Source organism: Massilia agrisoli (genome assembly GCF_020831365.1).
GTDB lineage: Bacteria > Pseudomonadota > Gammaproteobacteria > Burkholderiales > Burkholderiaceae_D > Telluria_A > Telluria_A agrisoli.
In genome coordinates this window covers 316,179-332,020 of record NZ_JAJHPV010000004.1, presented here as the reverse complement: position 1 = coordinate 332,020, position 15,842 = coordinate 316,179, and the positions used below count along the sequence as shown (strand labels likewise).

At 58.6% G+C, this 15,842-nt stretch carries 11 protein-coding genes; 6 read left to right on the top strand and 5 right to left on the bottom strand.

Annotated elements, in window-relative coordinates:
• The first annotated feature begins 229 nt into the window (after window positions 1–229).
• The 4 genes from LMJ30_RS02815 to LMJ30_RS02800 all read left to right on the top strand — a co-directional run bounded on the left by LMJ30_RS02815 (window position 230) and on the right by LMJ30_RS02800 (window position 5,529).
• Complete coding sequence (locus LMJ30_RS02815; RefSeq protein ID WP_229430819.1) at window positions 230–1,588, top strand: beta-barrel domain-containing protein; 1,359 nt, start codon at window positions 230–232, stop codon at window positions 1,586–1,588.
• A 110-nt stretch (window positions 1,589–1,698) separates the two neighbouring features.
• On the top strand, window positions 1,699–2,067 hold the full coding sequence (locus LMJ30_RS02810; RefSeq protein WP_229430818.1) for a hypothetical protein: 369 nt from the start codon (window positions 1,699–1,701) through the stop codon (window positions 2,065–2,067).
• 66 nt (window positions 2,068–2,133) lie between these two features.
• A complete protein-coding gene (locus tag LMJ30_RS02805) occupies window positions 2,134–3,387 on the top strand; it encodes an alpha/beta hydrolase (RefSeq protein WP_229430817.1) in 1,254 nt (417 codons plus the stop codon).
• Between the two features lie 21 nt (window positions 3,388–3,408).
• The gene (locus tag LMJ30_RS02800; protein WP_229430816.1) at window positions 3,409–5,529 is read left to right on the top strand and encodes a peptidase domain-containing ABC transporter; all 2,121 of its coding nucleotides are present in this window, start codon (window positions 3,409–3,411) and stop codon (window positions 5,527–5,529) included.
• Window positions 5,530–5,538: 9 nt separating this feature from the next.
• On the opposite strand, the gene LMJ30_RS02795 is transcribed toward LMJ30_RS02800, so the two are convergent.
• On the bottom strand, window positions 5,539–6,567 hold the full coding sequence (locus LMJ30_RS02795) for a glucokinase (protein ID WP_229430815.1): 1,029 nt from the start codon (window positions 6,565–6,567) through the stop codon (window positions 5,539–5,541).
• Window positions 6,568–6,715: 148 nt separating this feature from the next.
• On the bottom strand, window positions 6,716–7,675 hold the full coding sequence (locus tag LMJ30_RS02790) for a DedA family protein/thiosulfate sulfurtransferase GlpE (protein WP_229430814.1): 960 nt from the start codon (window positions 7,673–7,675) through the stop codon (window positions 6,716–6,718).
• A gap of 352 nt (window positions 7,676–8,027) precedes the next feature.
• Here LMJ30_RS02790 and LMJ30_RS02785 point away from each other — a divergent pair, with 352 nt between their 5' ends.
• The gene (locus LMJ30_RS02785) at window positions 8,028–8,495 is read left to right on the top strand and encodes a hypothetical protein (RefSeq protein ID WP_229430813.1); all 468 of its coding nucleotides are present in this window, start codon (window positions 8,028–8,030) and stop codon (window positions 8,493–8,495) included.
• Window positions 8,496–8,549: 54 nt separating this feature from the next.
• On the opposite strand, the gene LMJ30_RS02780 is transcribed toward LMJ30_RS02785, so the two are convergent.
• From LMJ30_RS02780 to LMJ30_RS02770, 3 genes are read right to left on the bottom strand one after another with little or no spacing between them, the layout of a single operon-like run.
• Window positions 8,550–10,241 carry an ABC transporter ATP-binding protein gene (locus LMJ30_RS02780; protein ID WP_229430812.1) on the bottom strand — a complete coding sequence of 564 codons (1,692 nt, stop codon included), beginning with the start codon at window positions 10,239–10,241 and terminating at the stop codon, window positions 8,550–8,552.
• A gap of 8 nt (window positions 10,242–10,249) precedes the next feature.
• Entirely contained in the window at window positions 10,250–11,257 is a 1,008-nt protein-coding gene (locus LMJ30_RS02775; protein ID WP_229430811.1) for an ABC transporter permease, read from the bottom strand.
• 11 nt (window positions 11,258–11,268) lie between these two features.
• Window positions 11,269–12,207 (bottom strand): ABC transporter permease, encoded by a 939-nt coding sequence (locus LMJ30_RS02770; RefSeq protein WP_229430810.1) that lies wholly within the window; start codon window positions 12,205–12,207, stop codon window positions 11,269–11,271.
• Between the two features lie 644 nt (window positions 12,208–12,851).
• Here LMJ30_RS02770 and LMJ30_RS02765 point away from each other — a divergent pair.
• Entirely contained in the window at window positions 12,852–15,743 is a 2,892-nt protein-coding gene (locus LMJ30_RS02765; RefSeq protein ID WP_229430809.1) for a TonB-dependent receptor domain-containing protein, read from the top strand.
• Window positions 15,744–15,842 lie beyond the last annotated feature (99 nt).

The window sequence follows — 15,842 nt, the reverse complement described above, 5'->3', positions numbered from 1 at the left end:
GGCGCCAGGGCTGGGCGCAAGCCGTTGATTCTACAAGTGAAACGCTGGTTCGCCGCAGCGGCAGGGAGGCTGGCTCCGGGGTGCGCACTACATGAACGATTGACATCGTTTCCTTCAACTGGGCCCAATTGTAACCCATATCCCGGCCAGAGGCGATGAAGATAAAGATTAACGAGCTCTCTGCCGAAGGCGCCAATAGCAAAATCAGTTGACGCGCAGCAATCTTTTCATGCCGCAAGTGAAATATTATGGACTGGCGCGCTGGGACTTCCACCTGCCCCCCCCCCTCCCCATCGCCCCTGCGAGAGGCCAAAATATGACTTCGCAACTTTTCCGCATTGAAGCGATTAACGCCCGAAACACAAGGTGGGCTGGCGCGATCGTATTGTTGCAACCCGTTCCAATCAAATTGGCCGGTGCTATCTCGGCATTTCTTGTCGTCGCCGTGTGTGCGTATATGTATACGGCCGAGTACACCCGGAAAATTAGGGTAACCGGGCAAATCGTTGCCGCTCGCGGTGTCGTAAAAACCGTCTCGCCCCAATTCGCCAGAATCGTCAGTCGCCACATTGAGGAAGGCCAAGTGATAAGCGCCGGCCAAGTCATGTTCGAAATGGCCTCTGACCGAAAGAGCGAAAACACAGATGTGGACTCTACGATCGATGCATCGCTACGTGCTCGACGCGAGCTTTTAGTGCGCGAAGAGCGGGTTCAAGCAGATCAATTAAGTGGGCGCAGACGGGCATTGGAGCAGCGAAATCAGCTCATGATCGCAGAAATTGCACGGTTGGATCAAGAAATCGGCTTCCAACAAACGCGAGTGGCCAACGCAGAGAGGATGTTAAGAAGATATCGGATTTTGAATACTAGCGGATATGTATCCGAATTTCACCTTGCACAATACGAAAATGAGTATGCGGACCAACTGGCCAGGAATCAAGTTCTCGCACGCTCGAAGATCGTCGCTACGCGCGATTTAGCGCAATCGGAATACGAATCAAAACAAATTATCGGTCAAATAGAACTCAGCGAAGCGCAAGCAGCGCGTGCCCTTGCGGCGCTAGATCAAGAGGCAATCGAGCATCGCGCACGCAGCCGTTTTCAAGTCGTGGCACCTGTGACAGGCGTGGCCACCGCCATCACGGGACAACCAGGACAGAGCGTTGCAGCGTCTGCATCGTTAGCGACGATTATTCCCCAAGAAGCCGGACTAGAGGCACACCTCCTCGCGCCTTCAAAAGCGATCGGGTTCGTGGAGACCGGCCAGACCGTTTTGCTGCGTATAAACGCTTTCCCATATCAAAAATTTGGTCAAGTCCGCGGGACGGTTATCGCCGTCGATCAAAGTCCGGTCCTCGACGTCGCCCCGATCAGTAACTCGGTAAGTAGAGAAGAAAGTGGCGACCCGCTATATCGCGTCGCAGTCAAACTCGAACGAGAGTCTTTGTTGGGCTATGGCAAATCGCAAAAATTCAAGGTGGGAATGACACTCGAGGCCGATATTAGGCAAGAACGCCGGCGCTTGGCCCGATGGGTTATCGATCCACTTTTGAACATTGTGCAAGATCGACCTGTTGACTCGTTCTAGCCCCGATTTTACTGCAGCTTTTAGGTCTCGCCGTGTGAAGTTCAGTATTACGGCAAAGCAAGCTGTCCTCACCGGACGGCGTTCATCATCTCACCAGAGGAGTGACTTATATGCGCACGATCACGCACGAAGAATTGGCATCCATTGTTGGTGGCGACATGCAGCAAGTAGTGGTATCGCACCAGAAAGACGGCGCTTACGCCGGCGCCGTAGTACACAAGTCCATGGGGGTTTCAAATCCAGGCAGGTCGAGCACGCAGAAAGGAGGGGGCTCCACTAAACCGGCTCCGGGAAAAAAAGCCGAGGCGCAACCTAAAGTGGAGGAGACCAAAACAACTGTTATCACTTGCACCGAGCCCACGGTAACAAAATTTAACTTTACGCTGAATCCAATGACACGAACCGCCGGCATCGACGTGGAAGGCACAACTGGCTCTTGCACAACCACACACACAAAGGTCCGAAGAACCAGTAACTAACAGATTGGGTCAACCCCCGGGGCGGCGCACACAAGAGCACCGCCCAACAACATACGATTGGCTCCCATGAAAAAGCTCCGCACTATTGCCCGCGCATTCATCCTCCTTACAACGGTCGCATACTCGCTTGGGGCGGCGGCTAAAGGACATAGAACCCAAGTGTTCACTACCGTGAAGACAGCAAATGCAGAGACGGTACACGGTCAAATTGACTGGCCGCAAGGTGAGCTAATTGACTGGAACGGCCCGGTCATCGTCTTTATTTCGGGCGGCATACCCTCTGATCGTAACGGCTGGGCTGTTCTCGCGCGCGGAACGGTATGGAATAGACGGTCCCCATTTAAGGATTTATCGGATGCCTTGGTGGCAAAAGGGATGGCTGTGATTCGGTTTGACCACCCAGCAGTTCGTGCCCCAAAATTCAATTGCAGAGACGCCTTGGAAAATGGCACATTCAGCGAAAGTAGAATCAGAACTCACTGCTTAAATGTCGAGGTACTCTCACGGGTCGGCGTATCTACCTATGTAAGCAGCGTCGAGGCCGCAATAAATCACGTAGTCGGATTAATGCCCAATGCAACGCGACAGGTCGTATTATTCGGTTTCTCGGAAGGCTTGCAACACGCTACTACGATCCTTAATCGTAGAAGCATCACTCCCAGCGCATTGGTTTCAATCGGATCACCTGCTCAATGCCTACGCGATGTATCCCACTGGCAGGCAATCGATCGAGTGATCGAGACCCTCCCGGAGTTTGATTCTAATATAGATGGAGTTGTTACCAATGCCGAAATTGAAGACGGCTACAAACGGGGAATTGGAGGAATTGCGTCGGACTCAAGTGCGTGGCTAAGCCCACATGGCGAGTGGAGAAAAGACGATATCGAAGCTTTTCGAAGTGACCTGAAGAAACAATTTTCCGAGTTGACAGGGCGATTTCGCGATGTCGGACAAAAGGATTCCCTAACATACGTTCGCCATAAAAGCGGAGTTCGAATTCCGGACGTGACTGAATCTTTCTGGCGTATGCAGTTCCAAAGCGAGGTCTCATCATTAAAAAGCATGGTCCAACTCGGAGTGCCTGGACTCTTCATTTGGGGCGATAAAGACAGGCAGGTTCCGGTCACCCTACAGGCAAGCCTCGCCGTTGCCGCAAAGCAAAAGGGCGCGACAGTTGAGGTGGTGCGCTTTGCGGCTCGTTTCCATATGCTTTCAGCTGAGAGTGACACGGATTGGTTTGAGCCAGCGTTCGCATCAGACATAGCTGAAGTCGTGAGGAAATTCCTTCTCAGGTCGCGCCGATCTGCTCAAGCTAGCTAACCCAGCATAGTCAAATCCTGTATGGACAATTTCTTCAATCTAGAATTTGGCAAGCGAAAAGTTCCGATGATCCTGCAAACGGAGGGAGCTGAGTGCGGGCTTGCGTCACTGGCAATGGTCTCGAGTTGGTATGGATATCAAATCGACCTCGCAACGCTGCGAGGCCGTTTCCCATTGTCCATGAAAGGAGCCAATCTTGCGCAGCTGATCCATTACGCGGACAAGTTGCATTTGAGCGGCAGGCCCATCCGCCTCGAGATGGCTGAGCTACAAAATCTCAAGATGCCATGCATTCTACACTGGGGCATGAATCATTTCGTGGTTCTCATAAAGATCGAGAAAAATCGCTTAGTGATAAACGATCCATCGCTCGGCGTCCGCCGCCTGCCCTTTGACATTGTCGATAAATACTTCACAGGAATAGCTCTCGAACTAACGCCGACTGCTGAGTTCAAGCCTGCCAACCATAAACGAAGGATAGCAATTGGCGCACTAGTTGGCCGAATTGAGGGTCTTTGGTCCGCAATGGGCACCCTGTTTTTAATGGCGCTCGCGCTTGAGGTCTTTGCATTGACTTCCCCGATGTTCAATCAATGGGTTGTTGATGAAGCGCTAACCTCGGGGGATCAGGATTTGCTGAACGTCCTTGTGGGGGGATTCGTTCTGATGCTGACCGTTCAGACAGGTATTTCGCTCGCGCGAGGGTGGACGGTATTGTACTTTTCAACGCACTTGAATCTTCAGTGGGTCGCAAACGTTTTCACACATCTATTGCGACTGCCAGTCGCGTGGTTCGAGAAACGACATCTCGGCGACATCGTATCCCGTTTTGGGTCCATCGGTTCTATCCAGCAGACGTTAACGACCGGTTTTATTGAAGCAGTACTTGACGGCCTGCTTGCGGCAGCAACGTTGGTGATGATGATGTTTTATAGTCCCCAACTTTCGGCCGTCGTCGTGCTGGCGTGCGTAGCGTATGCGTCTCTACGTGGGTTGGCTTATCGACCATTACGCGAAGCGAGCGAAGAGGCGTTAGCGCTTAGTGCAAAGGAGCAAAGCTGCTTCTTAGAGACCATTCGTGGCGCCCAAGCAATCAAATTATTTGGGCGCGAACTTGAGCGTCGCAGCCGTTGGACGAACCTCGTGGTTGATGCGATTAATCGGGACGTACGCACGGAGAAGTTTATGCTTTTCTTCGGGATAGCAAACACTAGCGTGTTTGCCCTGGAAAAGCTTTTGATATTTTGGCTCGGTGCCGGCATGGTAATGCATGGCGAATTTACTGTAGGTATGCTTTTCGCATTCGCCGCATACGGTGGTCAGTTCGGCGGCCGAATGTCATCCCTCATCGACACGTACTTTGAGTTCCGAATGTTGTCACTACATGCGGAACGCCTCGCCGACATTGTCCTTTCGGAAAAAGAGTACGACGTGCCTTGCAATGTCGAAATCGAGAATTTAGAGCCCCGCATTGAACTGACCAACATTAGCTTCCGACATGCTGATAACGAGCCATGGATTTTTCGTAATTTGACGCTCACGATTGACGCGGGCGAATCGATCGCACTTGTGGGACCTTCCGGGTGCGGCAAGACAACGCTTGTAAAGCTTATCCTTGGTATCTTATCGCCAACGGAAGGTGAAGTCAGATACGGGGGCGTCCCAATCGCTCATCTTGGCCATTCCAATTACCGCCAGGCCTTGGCAGCGGTTATGCAGGACGATCAACTATTCGCCGGTTCACTTGCAGAAAATATCAGTTTTTTCGCCCCTCAATGCGACTACGAGCGGGTGGAAGAATGTGCGCGGCTCGCTGCTATCCATGAGGACATTATCGCTATGCCGATGCGCTATCAAACATTAACAGGCGATATGGGAACGTCTCTCTCGGGTGGGCAGAAACAACGTGTTCTGCTTGCTCGGGCGCTCTACAAATCGCCACGAGTCCTCATACTTGACGAAGCGACGAGCCATCTCGACGTCGAGCGCGAATGCATGGTGAATCAATCCGTCAATGCTCTGTCCGTTACACGGATATGGGTAGCGCATCGGCCAGAAACCATTGCATCTGCTGGGCGAATCGTACACCTGGACAACGGCACTACATCGCAGGAAAAACAACGAGCTCTTCAGCTTGCTTAGCCCCGGCAATCAGCCGTCCAGTTTTTCAGCCAAGATAGTGGACACGCCCAGGAAGGCTGGATACTCGGCAGTGATCACGAAGGTCGGCACCTGTGACAGGTAGTTTACAAAGCGTCCTTTTTGCTCGAAGCGCTTGCGGAACGGCGATTGATCGAAGCGCTCGCCAAGGCGAGGAACGATGCCGCCACCAATATAGATGCCGCCCTGCGCGCCCAGCGTCACCGCCAGGTTGCCTGCAACGGTGCCAAGCATGCCGCAGAAGGTATCGATCACCTGGCCGCACAGCGGGTCGCTGCCGGCGAGGGCGCGCCGCGAGATGTCGGCGGCCGCCAGTTTTTCGTCCGGCTGGCCGGTGTGATGGGCCAGCGCGCGGTATACCAGCTCCAGTCCGTCGCCCGACATCAGACGCTCGGCCGATACGTGCTCGTACTCGCGCCACGCGAACTGCAGGATCGCCACTTCAGTCTCATTGGCCGGCGAGAAGGTCACGTGCCCGCCTTCGCTCAGCAAGGCGGTCCAGCTGTCGCCAGTCGGGATCAGGCCCGACACGCCCAGGCCAGTCCCGGCGCCCAACAGGCCGATCGGGCTGCCTTCGCGCACGGCCCCGCTGCCGACCTGGCGCTTCTGGGCCGCCGACAAGTGGGGAACGGCGCGCGCCAGCGCGGTAAAGTCGTTAATGACCAGCAAGGTGTCGAACATGCACTCAAGGCGCATCGCCTCGATCGAGAATTCCCAATGGTGATTGGTCATGCGCACGAAGTCGCCGGTGATCGGGTTGGCGATGGCGATCGCCGCATGGCGGATCTTGCCGTAGCCGGCAGCCTGCACCTTCGGCGACGCCAGGTAGGCGCGCAGCGCATCGGCAAGGGTCGGATACGATTTGCACGCAAGTACATCGATCAGTTCAACCTGGCCGGGCGCCACTTCCAGCGCGAAACGCGCATTGGTGCCGCCGACATCGGCGAGCAGGCGCGGCCCGTCAGCGTGGGGAACTGGCTGGGCAGGAATCAGCGGCGAGGAATGTTGCAGAACTGTCATGGCTTGGAATCGAATACGGACTTCCAAAGCTTAATGGATGACCCGCTCGATACGCAAGCATTCTTTGTAGTTTTAGTACAGACTGTGGTGCTGCAGGTTGGCGCCCGCCATCACCCGCCCCGATCCGGGTACGCGTAGTCTTCCTACCTCAGCACAGCTTGGCCTCGGAAGCGTCGGCAATGTCCTCGGTCAGTTGTCCGTGGTGGCTGTTCCAGGCATCAAGGCCGCCCTGCAGCGGTCGGGCACGGTGGAACCCGTTGGCCAGGAACTGCTTTGCGACCTGGGCAGCGGTCACGTCGTTAGGACAGCTGCAATAGACGACCACGTGGCGGTCCTTGTCCAACGAGGTCATCAGCGTTCCGGGTTCGCAGTCGTTGAAGATGATCGCGCCGGGGATGGCTTTTTGAAGCTGCTGTGCGGTGGCGCTGCGCGCGTCGATGATGACCGGCTCATGCCCGCCATCCATCAGGCTGACCAGTTCGCCTACACCAATGCGCTCGATCCGGACGCCATGCAAAAAGCGGCGGCGCTCGACGTATTTGTAGGCAATAAACAGCCCCAGCAGGGTAAGCAGCACCAGCAGCGAGGTGGTGCCCATTTCGCCGAGCGCCTGGAGTACCTTGTCGACACTCTTGTGGAAGGCGGCCCCGACGGCCACGCCGGTGCCGCTCCATAACAGGCTGCCGGTCATGCTGAACGCCAAAAAACGCGCCGTCGGCACGCCGAGCGCGCCGGACATCGGCGAAGCGATGATGTTGAAACCGGGGATGAATTTGGAGACGATCAGCGATTTCGGGCCGAAACGGCGGAACTTGTCCTCGGTCTGGCTGACGCAGTAGTCCGGCGACAGCGAAATCCTGCACAGCAGGTTGAGGATGCGCTTGCCGTAGAAGCGCCCGGCGCGAAACCAGAACAGGTCGCTGATCAGGCAGGCGCCCACGGCCACGGCAATGGCCGCCGGCCAGCTGACGCCGCCCTCAACCGACAACGCGCCCGCTACCACCAGGATCGGAAAGGCCGGAATGGGCATGCCGGCCTGCTCGACCAGTACGATGGCAAAGACGATGAGGACACCGTAAGTCTGCAGGAGAGCGATAAGGTCGGGCATCTCTCCATGGTAGCGGAAAAAAGCGCCGGTAACAGGCGGCGTGATTAATTTCCAACGAAAGCGCACGCAGCATTTCCATCTCCCTCGGTAGCCCGTCGGCCTTTTTCTCCCGGCGTCGCAGGAAGGGTCTTATGGCGCAGGGATACCTCGAAATCATCCACAGTCTAATTCGGTCTAATCCGGTCGAAACGAGTCTGCTCTAGTCTAAAACATGCAGGCGATTGTCTAAAACAGTCGATAAAGCCGTGGGCGACGTCTGAAACGGTCGACATTCACGAAGCAGAAGTCGAAAGTAAACTAATTTCCAGCTCGGCGGTCCAATGGTTAGACTCTTTTCGAAAGGGCTGAAGCCATGGCATATGAACCGAAGCAGGCTTTTCACTTGCCGATTGAGGACTTCCTCAAATTGGAATTACACCTGATGGAATCCCGTCCCGACGCGAAACCTGAAGCCTTCGTCGCAGACCTCGTGCGGCGCTGGATTGCGATCGACACGCAACGGCTCGCGCTGCGCAAGAATGGCCCACCGATGCGGGGCTTCCAATGGAAGAATGTCTTCCTCCCCGAAGGCACCAGGCTGCGAACCAGCTACCGCCACGCAGCCGAATTTGCCAAGGTCGTAGGTGACCACATCGTGTCAGACGAGGGTGCGCGCTTGACTCCATCGCTGTTCGCCAACCGTCACACGAAGGGACGCAACGCATGGCGCTTTGTGTGGCTCCGCTTTCCGGGTGACGATTACTGGAGCCGCGCAACCGATTGCAGAAGGCGCTTTGACGACCTGGCTCAAACAAAAACTGAAACCACCGGTGCGGCTTGAGCTTGGCTGGGTCTTTCTTGTAGTGCTTATTCGCCACACGATGGCTTTGCCACCCTACACACCTTTAGGAATCGCGCTCAGCAAGGTCTTGGTATATTCATGCTGCGGATTCCGATACAGCTCATCCGAATCGGCCAGCTCCACCACACTCCCCTGGTGCATCACCATCACCTGGTCCGACATGTACTTCACCACCGACAGGTCATGCGAAATGAAGATATAGCTCATCCCAAACTCATCCTGCAAATCCTGCAGCAGGTTCAGCACCTGCGCCTGCACCGACACATCGAGCGCGGACACCGACTCGTCGCACACAAGAATCTCCGGCTTCATGGTCAGGCAGCGCGCGATCGCAATCCGCTGCCGCTGGCCGCCGGAAAACTCATGCGGATAGCGGTGGAAGGCCTGCGCCGGCAGCCCCACCCTGTCAAGCAGCTGCATCGCGTGCGCGGTGCGCTCGCTGTCGTTCGCGCCGATGCCATGGATGCGCATCGGCTCCAGCAAAATCTGCCCCACTGTAAAGCGCGGATTGAGCGACGCGTAGGGATTCTGGAAGATGATCTGGATACGCCGCTTATAGGCCATGTAATCGCGCGCACTCATCGAGATCAGGTCCCTGCCCTCGAACATCGCGGTGCCCCCAGTGGCCTTGTGCAGGCGAAGCAGCGTCAGCCCGACCGTGGTCTTGCCCGAGCCGGACTCGCCCACCACGCCCAGCGTCTTGCCGCGCGGGAGAGTGAACGACACGTCCTTGACAGCCTTGAACTCGCGCCTGCCGAACAGGCCCTCACGCAGGTAGAAGCTCTTGGACAGGTTCTTCACCACCAGCACGCTGTCTTCGCCCGCCACGTAGCCGCGCGCGCGTTGCGCGACCTGCGCGCCGGGCGCCGCCTGCCCACTGATGTAATCGTCGATCACCGGCAGCCGTATCGGCCGCTCGTCGAGCTTGGGCCGGCAATGCAGCAGCGCGCGCGTGTACGCGTCGCGTGGCGCTTCCAGCACCTGGCGCGCGTCGCCCTCCTCGCGCACTTCGCCATGGCGCATCACGATCACGCGGTCGGCAATCTCGCCGACCAGCCCGAGGTCGTGGGTGATGAACAGCACCGACATCGCGTGCTTGCGCTGCAGGCTCGCGATCAGCTCCATGATCTGCTTCTGGATCGTGACATCCAGCGCCGTGGTCGGCTCGTCCGCGATCAGCAGCTTGGGCTCGCAGGCAATCGCCATCGCGATCATCACGCGCTGCTGCTGGCCGCCCGACATCTGGCTCGGATACGCGTCGATCTTCCTGGCGGGGTCGGGAATGCCCACTTCATCGAGCAGCGCCAGCGTACGCTCGCGCGCCTGGCGCGCGGTCATGCCCATATGCCGGCGCAGCACTTCACCAATCTGGAAGCCCACCGTGAACACGGGATTCAGCGACGACATCGGCTCCTGGAAGATCATCGAGATGTCCTTGCCGCACAGCGCGCGGCGCTCGGCATAGGGCATGGCCAGCAGGTCGCGGCCATCGAACAGCAAGCGCGATTGTGGATCGACCAGCGTTGTCCCGGCGGGAAGCAATCCCATGACGGCCAGCGAGCTGACCGACTTGCCGCTGCCCGACTCGCCCACCAGCGCCACCGTGCAGTTGCGCGGCACGTCGAACGAGATGCCCTTGACTGCCTCGAAAGTGTTCTTTTTATCGATGCGAAAGCGCACCCGCAGGTCGCGCACGGATAGCAGCATGTCGTGGTTGTCTGTCATGTGGCGGCCTATTTCAGTTTCGGGTCGAGCGCATCGCGCAGCGCATCGGTAAACAGCGAGAACGCCGTCACCAGCAGCGCCATGGCCGTGGCGGCGGCGGTCAGCTGCCACCACTTGCCGAGTATGAGCTCGTTCTGCGCTTCGTTAAGCATGCTGCCCCACGAGACCACGCCCACCGGCACGCCGAAACCGAGGAAGGACAAAATCACTTCCGCCTTGATGAAGCCGACCACCAGGATCGACATCTGCACCAGCGCCACGTGGCTGACATTGGGGAAGATATGCGAGAACATCTTGCGCAGGTGCGAAGCGCCGATGGCGTCGGCCGCCATCACGTACTCGCGCGCCTTGTGCTTCATGTACTCCGCGCGCATCAGGCGGTATGGGCCGGTCCAGCCGGTCAGGCCGAGGATCAGCACGATGGTCATCACGCCGCGCTGCTGCAGCACGGCGGCTACCGTCAGGATCATCAGGATCGACGGGATCGAGGTGAAGATACTGTAGAACCAGTTGAACACGTCATCGACCACCCCGCCGAAGTAACCCGACAGCGCGCCGAACACGGTACCAAGCGACACCGCCAGCAACGCCGCCACCAGCCCGACGACGATGGACGTCTCGCCGCCCTTGATGGTTTTCTTGATGACGTCATGGCCCCACTTGTCGGCGCCAAACGGCAGCGTCTCGCGGCGCGGCTCCGGCACCAGCGCCGCGCCGCCCTGGCCGCGCAACTGGGCGATGTCTTCGGCCAGCGGGTCGAACTCGTTCGGCGGCGGCCCGGCGTCAGGACCTGCCGAGCCGGCGAGGAAGGATTCCTGGGCGCCGATGAACGACGGCGGCGCATAATTGACGCCGGCTTCCTTCTCCCAGTCGGCGGCAACCAGGCCGGCCGACGACAACGCCAGCATCGCCAGGAACAGCGCCACAACGGCCAGCGCCACCATCGCCACGCGGTCGCCGCGCAGTCGTTTCCATGCGAGCGCCCACAGGCCGGGCGAGCTTGGGTGATTCCTCATTCGGCTCGTCCTTACTTGAGTTGCACGCGCGGATCGACAGCCTGGTACAGCAGGTCGGTCAGCAGGTTGAAGATCATGGTGGCGGCGGCGACGTACACGGTGATCGCCTTAATTACCGGGAAGTCGCTGCGTTCGACCGCGAGGATGACTTCGCGCCCGATGCCGGGAATGCCGAAGAAGCGTTCGAGCAGGAAGGCGCCGATCAGCAGGGCCGGCAGGTTGGCCATCACATGGGTGATGATCGGGATCGCGGCGTTGCGCAGCACGTGCACCCACATGATGCGCCGCTCCGGCAGGCCCTTGGCGCGCGCGGTGCGCACATAGTCCTGCCCTGCCTCGTCCAGGACAAAGCTGCGGTACAGGCGCAAGGTGGGCGCGATCGATACCGCAAGGCCGATCAAAATCGGCAAGGTGGCGTAGCGCAGCAGGTTCTCGCCAAGGCTGGCGCCCCAGCCCTGCACCGGGAACAGCCCAAGCTTGTAGGCCAGCCCGTACTGGAACACGATGATGTACACCAGGATGCTGATCGACATGCCGACAGTGCAGGCGACCATCACCGCGCGGTCGGTCAGCGAGCCGCGCACGAAAGCGATGGCCAGCGCCAGCGCGATGCCGAACACGGTCTCAAGGATCGTCAACGGAATCAGCACAGTCAGCGAGGGCCCCAGCCGCGTCGCCATGATGTGCGACACGCTCTCCCCGGTCGCCCATGAATTACCGAAGTCGAAGGTCAGGATCTGCTTGACAAAGATCCACAGCTGCACATGGTAAGGCTGGTCGACGCCAAGCTGGCGGCGGATGTTGGCGATCGCCTCGGCGTCCGACATCTTGCCCGCCAAAATATAGGCCGGATCGCCGCCAACCCAGTTAAAGAGCAGGAAGACCAGCAGGACGACGCCGGCCATGGTGGGCAGCATTTGCCAGAGGCGGCGCAGGATGAAAGCTAACATGATTGGTCTGCCGGTTTAGCGGAAACGACGGTGCACGCAGCTTGCACCGCAGAAAAAGCCGTAACGATAACGCAAAAAGCACGGTGCGTTGCCAAAATATCCGACCGCCGCATGCGGCCGGGCCCGCTCGAGGCGGCGAACCCGCCGGCTCAGCAATTGCTGCACCGCACTCATCCATATTGACACGCCCATGCGGGTGCTTGTTACTCTTCAATAGCGCGCTGTCATGCAACATGCATACGGCCCGATCTCGTATTTATCTCAAAAAAGCCACACTTTCGCCCTCCAAATTGGGTATGTATAGCCAAGTTTCCCCACGCATATTGCACCGCAACAAAAGTAACAGTCTTGACACTCTTTTGCATGCAAGTAGCCGTAATTTTAAAAGCAAGATGGCGTGAATTGCTTCAGGTCGTGATGCTGCAATGCAGCAGAACTCGCTTTTGCCAATCGGACAAACCGTGAAAGCGTTGTATTTTCTTAAGAAACGACAAACTTTCTACATTGACACTGACTATCGGCAGTGATTTCATTAGGCGGTTCGTAAACTGAACCATTTTTTCATCGGGGCAATGTGTAAACACGCAGGGCAGCCAAGAGAAAACCGCTCGACCAATGAATTAACAAAAGGGAGTAACACTACTATGTTGGAAAAAGCCTTATCCCGCTCGATCCGTCTGATCTGCCTGGGTGGCGTCACCCTCGGCATGTCGGCCGCGTTCGCACAGACGGCCACGCCAGAGATCCAGAAGGTCACTGTGACTGGTTCGCGCATTTCCTCGCCAAACGCGGAATCGCCATCCCCGCTGCAGGTACTGAACGCCGCCGACATCGCCCAGTCCGGCGCGACCAACCTGCAGGAACTGCTGCTCGAGAACCCAACCATGGGTACCCCTGCGATCAGCCGTACCAACTCGAACTTCTCGACCGCCAGCGCGGGCGTCGCTACCGTTGACCTGCGTAACCTCGGCATCGACCGCACCCTGGTGCTGATCAATGGCCGCCGCGTGGTTTCCGGCCTGCCAGGCTCGGCAGCAGTCGACCTGAACACCATCCCTACCGACTTCATCGAGCGCGTTGAGCTGCTGACCGGCGGCGCATCGGCAACCTACGGTTCCGACGCGGTTGCAGGCGTGGTCAACATCATCCTGAAGAAGAACTTCAACGGCGTGCTGGCCGACGCACAGATCGGCGGCAGCGAGCAGGGCGACGACGCCAAGCGCAAGCTGTCGGTCACCTTCGGCACCAGCAGCGCCGACGGCGCCAGCAACATCATGGGTCACTTCGGCTACTCGCGCCAGGGCGCGGTGTACTCGAAAGACCGCGACATCTCGGCAGTCGACCAGTATTCGACTGGCGCGCTGAGCGGCAACGTGGACGAGCTGTTCCAGGTCACCCGCCCGTTCTACTCCAGCTTTGCACCACAGGGCCGTTTCTTCCATGACACCGGAAGCTACACCTACGATGCAGCGGGCAACCCGGTCCCGTTCTCGACCAATGGCAGCGCGACCCTGCCTGCGAGCGGCTTCAACCGTTCGGAGTTCCGCACCATCGCGGTTCCGACCGAGCGCTATAACTTCGCCACCAGCGGCAACCTGGCACTGGGCGAGAACCACAGCGCCTTCTTCGAAGGTAACTACGCTTCGACCAGCGTAACCACCAAGCTCGAGCCGTTCCCGCTGGGCGCCGAGAACATTTACGTCGACGGCCAGGTACCGGCAGAACTGCTGATCAACGGCGCACTGGTACGCAACCCGATCGTCCCGCAATACCTGTACGACCGCATCAGCGACACCAACGGCGACGGCCTGCGCGACTACTACTTCTCGCGCCGCATCAGCGAAGTGGGCACCCGCGGCAGCACCGCGGAACGCGACACCTTCCGCCTGGCGTCTGGCCTGAAAGGCACGATCAAGGACTGGAACTACGAGGTGTTCGGCGTGTACGGTTCGACCAAGGAAGCCCAGAGCTCGGCCGGCCAGGTCAACGTACTGAACTTCCGTCACGCACTCGAAGCCATCCCGGGCGCCGACGGTACCCCGATGTGCGCCGATGCAACCGCGCGTTCGCAGGGCTGCGTACCGATCAACGTCTTTGGCTTTAACACCATCTCGCCAGCGGCACTGAAGTATGTCAGCGCTCCGGGCTCACTGGAAACCAAGACCACCCAGAAGATCATCGGCGCCAACATCTCCGGTGAACCGTTCCAGCTGCCAGCTGGCGGCCTCGGCGTGGCGGCCGGCTACGAGTGGCGCAAGGAATACTCGAGCAGCACGCCTGACGCACTGACCCAGGCCGGCCTGAACGCCGGCAACGCCACCCCGCCAACCGAAGGCGAGTTCTCGGTCAAGGAAGCCTACGTCGAAGCGCGCGTACCACTGCTGAAGGACCAGGCATTCGCCAAGAGCCTGAGCTTCCTGGGCGCCGTGCGCGTCGGTGACTACTCGACCGTCGGCAACACCACCAGCTGGAACGGCGGTTTCGAATGGTCGCCGGTTGCGGACGTCAAGTTCCGCGCTACCCGCGCACTGTCGACCCGTGCTCCGAACATCAACGAACTGTACTCGCCACCTAGCCAGGACTTCCCGCAAGTGGAAGACCCATGCGAAGGCGTGACGGCAACCACCCCTGGCGCACGTGCAGACGCATGCCGCGCAGCACCAGGCGTGATGGCCAACATCAACGCCAACGGCGCGTTCACGCTGAACCAGTCGGACATCCAGGGCGTCAGCGGCTTCAACCGCGGCAACCCTAACCTGGCCGAAGAAGAAGGCCGCTCGACTACCGTTGGTGTAGTCGTGACCCCGCGTTCGATCCCGATGCTGAACAAGTTCACCTTCACGGCTGACTACTTCAAGATCGACATCGAAGACGCAATCGTCAGCACCCCGCGCCAGTACGCGCTGGAGAGCTGCTACGGCGGCGGCAACACTTCGTTCTGCAACTTCATCACCCGCCGTCCAACGGCAATCGGCGCCAACAGCGCCGGTTCGCTCGAGTTCGTCGACACCGCGGTATCGAACAGCGGTGGCCTGGGTACCGAAGGCGTGGACGTGACCGTTGCATGGGCAGACAACGTCGGCCCAGGCCGTCTGAACGCGCGCCTCGCATGGACTCACCTGCTGGACGGTTATGACATCCCGCTGCCTGGCGCAGAGCGCGATCCATGGGAAGGCGAGATCGGCGCAGCCAAGAACAAGGGCTCGCTGTCGCTGGGCTACAAGTGGGGCAAGTTCAACCTGACCTCGAACACGACCTACATCGGCGAATCGGCGCTCGATAACGTGTTCCTGGCCGGCTTCGACGCGGCGCCAGGTTCGGTCAAGGTAAAAGAGAAGGTCTACAACGACTTCCAGCTGACCTACAACCTGCGCAAGGAAGTGGACCTGTACGCGGGCGTGGACAACGCCTTCAACACCAAGGCGCCACCGATCATCACTGGCCTGCCGGGCAACACCACTGGTGCTGAAACCGACGCGGGTACCTACGACCCGATCGGCCGCCGCTACTACGTCGGCCTGCGCGTGAAGATGTAATACGCCAGCCTTCGCTGCACGAAAAGCGCCCTTCGGGGCGCTTTTTTTTCGCCCGGCATTTGCCGCGCATGCATATTTTTGGTCGGATACGCACGCCGC